The following is an 8064-nucleotide window of genomic DNA, read 5'->3' as shown; positions in this document are numbered from 1 at the left end:
ACCACGTCGCGCCCGGCCGCGGCCGACAGGTCGAGGCCGCGCTGCTGCAGCGCCTTGAGCGTGTACGACAGCGCGCCCGGGATGCGGCGCGGATCGACCTGCTGGCCGGCCGCGCCGCGCACGTCGATCACCAGCGGCGGCTCGTCGCCCGCGAGCATCTCGTGCAGCTCGTCGACCGAGATGCGCGGCATGCCGGTCAGCCGCATGAAGGCGCGGCGGCGCCACCAGCGCACCACCAGGAACACGACCAGCAGCACGCCCAGCGCCATGGTGGCGATGCCGCCGGCCTGCGCCATCACGGCGAGCACGTCCTGGATCTGGTTGCGGAAGCCCCAGCCCAGGCCGAGGAACAGGCCGGTCCAGATCAGCGCGGCGCCGATGTCGAAGCCGATGAAGCGCGGCACCGACATGCCGAGCGCGCCCGCCATCGGCGGCGCCACCACCGACACGCCCGGCACGAACTTGGCGGCCACCAGCGACAGGCCGCCCCAGTCGCCGATCAGCGATTCGCCGCGACGCACGCAGGAGTCGGGCGCCAGCGAGATCCGGCACAGGAGGCGCATGAAGCGATAGCCGAAGCGCCGGCCGGCATAGAACCAGGCGCCGTCGCCCAGCAGGTTGGCCGCCACCGCCGCGAGCACCACGCCGGCCAGCGAGATGTCGCCGGCCGCGAGCAGCGCGCCGGTGACCACCAGCACCGCGGCCGCTGGCACCGGCAGGCCCAGGCGGGCGGCGAAGCTGGCGGCGAACACCACCAGGATCGCGTTCTGCACCAGCAGCGACATCAGCTGTGCCATGGCAACGGCTCCGTGATGGCGAAAGAGGGTGCGAACGTGGTCATGGGCGGCATGGATTCTGCGGCATGGCGCAAGGGCCTGTCGCCGGGAGGCCATTGGCCATGCGGGTTGCGGCGCGTTCCGGGGGTCATGGCCGGCCCCCGCGCGACGGGTTCAGGCCGCCGGCCGGGCGACGCTGAATTCGAAGGTATTCACGCCGTCCGCGCTGGCCGCGGCGACCTGCCCGCCATGCATGCTGGCCACGGCCCGCACGATCGCCAGCCCGAGCCCGTGGCCATGGTGCTCGCCGCCGTCGTTGCGCGCGGCATCGACGCGGTAGAAGCGGTCGAACAGGTGCTGCAGGTGCGCCTCGGCGATCGGCGCGCCGGGATTCGACACGCCGATCCAGGTCGCCGCGGGCGTCTCGCGCAGCCGCACCGCGATGCGCGCGCCCGGCGGCGAATGCTCGATTGCGTTCTGCAGCAGGTTCGACATGGCGCGGCGGAACAGCGCGGTCTCGAGCTGCGCCTCGGCCAGCACGTCGCCCTCGATCTCGACCTGCGCGCCGCTCTCCTCGAGCACGAACTCGAAGAACTCGATGGTCTTGCGCACCTCCTGCGCCACCGGCGTCAGCACCAGGCCGGTGGCGACCTCGCCGCGGTCGGCGCGCGCGAGGAACAGCATGTCGTTGACGATCGAGCGCAGCCGCTCCAGGTCCTCGAGGTTGGCCTGCAGCACCTCCTCGAACTGCGGCGCGCTGCGCTGGCGCGACAGCGCGACCTGGGTGCTGCCGATCAGGTTGGCCAGCGGCGTGCGCAGCTCGTGCGCCACGTCGGCATTGAAGGCCTCGAGCTGGCCATAGGCCTCTTCGAGCCGCGCCAGCGCGCCGTTGAAGGCCTCGGCCAGTCCCGACAGCTCGACCGGCAGCGCGCCCGAACGCAGCCGCTGCGAGCGCATCTTGGGCCGCAGCGCCTGCGCCTCGCGCGAGAGCTGGTCGAGCGGGCGCAGGCCGACGCGCGCGATCCAGTAGCCGGCGGCCGCCACCACCAGCACCGCGCCCAGTCCCAGCGATACCAGCGCCGTGAGGAAGGTGCGGCGGGTGCGCGCATAGGGCTCGGTGTTCTTGCCGACGATCAGCCGCACGGCCGGGCGCTGCTCGAACGGCGGGATGTGGGCCGACAGCGTGCGGTAGGGCTTCTCTTCGCCGGGCAGCAGCAGGCTGCGGCCGGTCTCGCGCGTGAGCGCGTCGATCTCGGCCATGCCCTTGCCGTACTGGAAGCGCGGATCGTCGCTGAGCACCCAGAAGCGGGTGCTGCCGTCCTCGGGCGTCAGCGCGTCCATGCGCGCCTGCACGCGCGACCAGCGCTCGGGCGTGCCGATGGCCTGGATCCAGAACTGCAGGCTCTTGACCGTGGTGTCGAGCTCCTCGTACTGGTGGCGCTCGAGCTCGCGCAGCAGCACGCCCTGCAGCGCCGCGCCGATCAGCGCGAAGGTGGCGAGCGCCGCCGCCGCGAACATCAGCACCAGCCGCGCGGCGATCGAGCGCTTCATGGCGTGGCGCCGTCCTCGCGCAGCTCCATCACGTAGCCCATGCCGCGGATGGTGTGCAGCAGCTTGGGCGAGAAAGGCACGTCGATCTTGTCGCGCAGCCGCTTGATCGCGACCTCGACCACGTTGGTGTTGCTGTCGAAGTTCATGTCCCACACCAGCTCGGCGATGGCGGTCTTCGAGAGGATCTCGCCCTGGCGCCGCGCCAGCACCGCGAGCAGCGCGAACTCCTTGGCCGTGAGGTCGATGCGGGTGGCGCCGCGGAAGGCCTTGCGCGCGAGCAGGTCGATCTGCAGGTCGGCGATGCGCAGCTGCATCGGCTCCTGCTTGCGGCCGCGCCGGTTCAGCGCCTGCAGCCGCGCCAGCAGCTCGAGGAACGAGAAGGGCTTGACCAGGTAGTCGTCGGCGCCCTCGTGCAGTCCCTTGACGCGGTCCTCCACGCGGTCGCGCGCGGTCAGCATGATCACCGGCGTCTGCTTCACGGCGCGCAGCCCGCGCAGCACCGAGAAGCCGTCCTGGCCCGGCAGCATCACGTCGAGCACGATCACGTCGTAGTCGTGCGTGAGCGCCAGGTGCTGGCCGTCGATGCCGTTGTGCGCCATGTCGACCGCGCAGCCCTGCTCCGTCAGCCCCTTCGAGAGGTAGTCGGCGGTTCTCAACTCGTCTTCGACGATCAGGATCTTCATGGCGTGGCGTGCTGCGGTGCGAGGCGGTGCGTTGTCTCCGGTGCTCAATGCGCCTCGGCCGCCGCCGGGGCCTGGCCGCCCTTGCGGATCCGGCGCGCTTCCTTGCGGCGCAGGTACCAGTAGTGGGCGCGGTCCAGGTAGAGGTAGACCACCGGCGTGGTGAACAGCGTGAGCGCCTGCGAGAGTACCAGCCCGCCGACCATCGCGTAGCCCAGCGGCCGGCGCAGCTCGGAGCCCGAGCCGTGGCCCAGCATCAGCGGCAGGCCCGAGAGCAGCGCGCACATGGTGGTCATCATGATCGGGCGGAAGCGCAGCAGGCAGGCCTGATAGATCGCCTCGTGCGGCTTCATGCCCTGCTCGCGCTCGGCCTTGAGCGCGAAGTCGATCATCATGATCCCGTTCTTCTTGACGATGCCGATCAGCAGGATGATGCCGATCAGCGCGATCACGCTGAGGTCGTAGCCGCCCGCCATCAGGATCAGCAGCGCCCCCACGCCGGCCGAGGGCAGGGTCGAGAGGATCGTCAGCGGATGGATGTAGCTCTCGTAGAGCAGGCCCAGCACGATGTAGACCGCCACCAGCGCCGCCGCGATCAGGTAGGGCTGCGAGGCCAGCGAATCCTGGAACGCCTGGGCCGTGCCCTGGAAGGCGCCGGTCAGCGACTGCGGCATGCCCATCTCGGACTGCGCGGCCTTGATCGCGTCGACCGCCTGGCCCAGCGAGGCGCCGGGCGCGAGGTTGAACGAGATCGTCACGGCCGGGAACTGTCCCTGATGGCTGATCGAGAGGTAGGCGGTCTTGCTGGTGTCGACCTTCACGAAGGTCGACAGCGGCACCTGCTGGCCGGTGATCGGCGAGCTCAGGTAGAGCTTGCTGAACAGCGCCGGGTCCTGCTGCAGCGCGGGCGTCACTTCCAGCACCACGTGGTAGCTGTTGAGCTGCGTGAAGTACTGCGCCACCTGGCGCTGGCCGATGGCGTCGTACAGCGTGGCGTCGATCGCGGCCGGCGAGATGCCGAAGCTCGAGGCGCGGTCGCGGTCGATGGTCAGCACGGCCGAGGCGGCGGCGTTCTGCTGGTCGGTCGCGAGGTCGGTCACCTCGGGCACCTGGCGCAGCTTGGCCAGCAGGCGCGGTGCCCAGGTGTTGAGCTCGTCGAGGTTCGAGTCGGTCAGCGTGTACTGGTACTGGGTGCGCGAGGAGCGCCCGCCCACGCGGATGTCCTGCCCGGCCTGCAGGAACAGGTTCACGCCCTGCACCTTCGCGAGCTGCGGGCGCAGCCGCGCGATGATCTCGTCGGCATTGGCGGTGCGGCCCTCGTCCTTGGGCTTGAGGCTGATGAAGAAGTTGCCGGTGTTGTAGGTCGACGAGCTGCCGTTCATGCCGAAGCCGGTCACGTCGGGGTCCTTGCGCACCACGTCGGCCAGCTCGAGCATGCGCGCATTCATCGAGGCGAAGGAGGCATCCTGCGCCGACTCGGCGAAGCCCGAGATGAAGCCCGTGTCCTGCTGCGGGAAGAAGCCCTTCGGGATCACCACGAACAGCGCGCCGGTGGCCACCACGGTGGCGATGAACACCATCAAGGTGATGAACTGGTGGTCGAGCACCACGTGCAGCCCGCGCTTGTAGCCATTGAGCATGGCATCGAAGCCGCGCTCGAACAGCAGGTACAGCCGCCCATGGCGCCGCGCATGCTCGTTCTTGAGGAAGCGCGAGCACAGCATCGGCGTGAGCGTGAGCGAGATCACCACGCTCACCACGATGGTCAGCGTGACGGTGACCGCGAACTCGCGGAACAGCCGCCCGACGATGCCGCCCATCAGCAGCAGCGGGATGAACACCGCGATCAGCGAGACCGAGATCGACACGATGGTGAAGCCGATCTCGCCCGCGCCCTTGTACGCGGCCTCCAGCGGCGCCATGCCCTCCTCGACGTAGCGGTAGATGTTCTCGAGCATCACGATCGCGTCGTCGACCACGAAGCCGACCGCGATGGTCAGCGCCATCAGCGAGAGGTTGTCGAGGCTGTAGCCCAGCAGGTACATCACGGCCACCGTGCCCAGCAGCGCCAGCGGCACCGTCACGCTGGGGATCAGCGTGGCCGGCACGTTGCGCAGGAACACGAAGATCACGGCCACCACCAGCGCGATGGTCAGCAGCAGCGTGAACTCCACGTCCTTGACCGAGGCGCGGATGGTCTGGGTGCGGTCGATGATGGCGTTGACGTCCACCGTCGGCGGGATCGAGGCCTTGAGCCGCGGCAGCGCGGCGTTGATGCGGTCCACGGTCTCGATCACGTTGGCGCCCGGCTGCTTGGTGATGGCCAGCACGATCGAGCGGCCGTTCTGCACCGTGCTGCCCTCGGGCGCGGCGGCGCCGGCATAGGCCCAGCCCGCGATCTTCGCGTTCTCGGGGCCGTCGACCGCCACGCCGAGGTCGCGCACGCGGATCGGCGCGCCGTTGCGGTAGGCCAGCACCACGTCGTTCCAGGGCTGGGCCTTGAGCAGCTGGTCGTTGGTGTAGACGGTGAAGCTCTGGTTCGGCCCGTCGATCGTGCCCTTGGGCGCGTTCACGGTGGCCGAGGACAGCACGGTGCGCACGTCCTCCAGGCTCAGGCCCAGCGCCGCGAGCTTGGCCGGGTCGACCTGGATGCGCACGGCCGGCTTCTGCGCGCCGCCGATGTTGACCAGGCCCACGCCCGAGATCTGCGAGATCTGCTGCGCGAGGATGTTGTCGGCGTAGTCGTTGACCTCGGTCAGCGGCAGCGTCTTCGACTGCACCGACAGGATCAGGATCGGCGAGTCGGCCGGGTTCACCTTGCGGAAGGTCGGCGGGCTCGGCAGGTTGGCCGGCAGCTGGCCGGTGGAGGCATTGATGGCGGCCTGCACGTCGAGCGCGGCGGCATCGATGTTGCGGTCGAGGTCGAACTGCAGCGTGATCTGGGTGCTGCCCAGGCCGCTGGTCGAGGTCATCTGCGACAGGCCCGCGATCAGCGAGAACTGGCGTTCGAGCGGCTGCGCCACGTTCGAGGCCATGGTCTCGGGACTGGCGCCCGGCAGGTTGGCAGAGACCTGGATGGTCGGGAAGTCGACCTGCGGCAGCGGCGCCACCGGCAGCAGCGGGAACACCGCGGCGCCGACCAGCAGGATGGCCAGCGCGAGCAGCGTGGTGCCGATCGGGCGCTTGATGAAGGCGGCGGAAATGCTCAATTGCGCACCCCGCTCGCGTTGCCGGCGCCGGCCGCGGCGGCCGGGGGCGCGGCCTTGGCCGCGGTCTTGTTCTCGGCCACCGTGGCGCCGGGCCGCAGCTTGTACTGGCCGTCGATCACCACGCGCTGGCCGGCGGCCACGCCCTGGTCGAGCACGGCCGTGCCGTCGGCGATCTGCACCACGTGCACCGGCACCGAGTTGGCCTTGTTCTCGGCATCGACGGCCCAGACGTAGGTGCCGTCCTGGCTGCGCTGCACCGCCGCGGCCGGCACGGTCAGCGCGCCCGCGCGGCGGTCGAGCTGCAGCCGCACGTTGACGTACTGGCCGGGCCACAGCGTGTGCTGCGGGTTGGCGAAGCTGCCCTTGAGCTGCACCGTGCCACTGGTGGTGTCGATCTGGTTGTTGAGCAGGATCAGCTTGCCGGTGCCCAGCAGCTGGGTGCCGGCGCGGTCGTAGGCCACCACCGAGAGCGGCGCCGCGCCCTTGGGCTGCAGCCGGTTGATGTCCTGCACCGCGTCCTCGGGCAGCGTGAACTGCACCGCGATCGGGTCGATCTGGTTGATGACCACCAGCCCGCCGGTGTCGGCCGCATGCACGATGTTGCCCGGGTCGACCAGCCGCGCGCCCACGCGGCCGTCGATCGGCGCGTCGATGCGCGTGAAGCTCAGCTGCACCTGCGCGAACTGCACCTGCGCGGCATCGGTCTGCACCGTGGCCTCGAGCTGGCTGACCAGCGCCTTCTGGGTGTCGACCTGCTGCTTCGTGGCCGCGTCCTGCGCGATCAGCGTGGTGTAGCGCGCGAGGTCGGCGCGCGCATTCCCGAGCTGCGCCTGGTCGCGCGCCTGGGTGGCACGGGCCTGCGCGAGCTGGGCCTGCAGCGTGCGCGGATCGAGCTGCGCGAGCATCTGGCCGGCCTTCACGTCCTGGCCCTCGACGAAGCCCACCTTGTCGAGCTGGCCGTCGATGCGCGCCTTGACGGTGACGGTGGCCATCGAGGCCACGGTGCCGATGCCGCCGCGGTAGACCTGCACGTCCTGCGCCTGCACCGGCGCGGTGGTCACCAGCACCGGCGGCACCTTGGCCTCGGGCGTGGCAGCCGAGGCCTTGCGGCCCAGGGTCCAGGCGCCCCCGCCGAGCACGGCGACGAGGGCGGCGATGGCGAACCAGGCGGCGCTGCGTCGCGCGTGGGGACGGGCGGCGGCGTCGCCGGCGGGGGAAGGTGCGGGATTCGTCATGGCATCAGGTTCCGGAAGTCGTTGCAGCGGCGGTGGTGGCGGCATCGGCGGCATCGGCATGCCAGCCGCCGCCGGTCGCCGCGATCAGCGCCACGCTGGCGGCGAGCTGGCGCGCCAGCAGTTGCGCGGCCGTGCGCTGGTTGGTCAGCGAGAGCTGCTGCGCGGTCACCACGCTCAGGTAGGTGGCGGTGCCGGCGCGGTACTGGGCCAGCGCGAGGCGCTCGGCCGTCTGCGAGGCCTGCACGGCCTGCGCCTGCAGCTGCGATTCGTGGTCGAGCACGCGCAGGGTGGCGAGGTTGTCCTCGACCTGCTGGAAGCCGCCGAGCACGGTCTGCTTGTAGAGCGCGACCGAGGCGTCGTAGGCGGCCACGGCCTGCTCGCTGTGGGCCTTGCGCAGGCCGCCGTCGAACACGGTCTGCGCGAGCACCGCGCCCAGCGACCAGACGCGGCTCGGGGTGTCGAACAGCGAAGCCAGCTTGCCGGCGCTGAAGCCGCCGCTCGCGCTCAGCACGATCTGCGGGAAGTAGGCGGCCTTGGCCACGCCGATCTGCGCATTGGCGGCCTGCACGCGGCGCTCGGCCGCGGCGATGTCGGGACGGCGCTCGAGCAGTTC

General features: G+C 70.7%; 6 protein-coding genes. All 6 read right to left on the bottom strand.

The window, feature by feature from the left end; genetic code table 11:
* On the bottom strand, window positions 1–797 hold a 797-nt coding region (locus AC27VN_RS25510), incomplete at its 3' end, for a VTT domain-containing protein (RefSeq protein ID WP_490878326.1).
* Between the two features lie 153 nt (window positions 798–950).
* A complete protein-coding gene (locus tag AC27VN_RS25505; protein ID WP_208508966.1) occupies window positions 951–2327 on the bottom strand; it encodes a heavy metal sensor histidine kinase in 1377 nt (458 codons plus the stop codon).
* Entirely contained in the window at window positions 2324–3010 is a 687-nt protein-coding gene (locus AC27VN_RS25500) for a heavy metal response regulator transcription factor (protein WP_057597212.1), read from the bottom strand. Before AC27VN_RS25500 ends, AC27VN_RS25505 begins: the two co-directional genes overlap by 4 nt.
* A gap of 44 nt (window positions 3011–3054) precedes the next feature.
* Complete coding sequence (locus AC27VN_RS25495) at window positions 3055–6216, bottom strand: efflux RND transporter permease subunit (RefSeq protein WP_093340692.1); 3162 nt, start codon at window positions 6214–6216, stop codon at window positions 3055–3057.
* On the bottom strand, window positions 6213–7451 hold the full coding sequence (locus AC27VN_RS25490; protein ID WP_490878325.1) for an efflux RND transporter periplasmic adaptor subunit: 1239 nt from the start codon (window positions 7449–7451) through the stop codon (window positions 6213–6215). Before AC27VN_RS25490 ends, AC27VN_RS25495 begins: the two co-directional genes overlap by 4 nt.
* A 4-nt stretch (window positions 7452–7455) precedes the next feature.
* The coding region (locus AC27VN_RS25485) for a TolC family protein (RefSeq protein WP_490878324.1) at window positions 7456–8064 on the bottom strand (609 nt) is incomplete at its 5' end.

Source organism: Variovorax sp. 20P10.2.4 (assembly GCF_058244205.1).
This window is presented reverse-complemented; position numbering and strand designations above follow the sequence as displayed.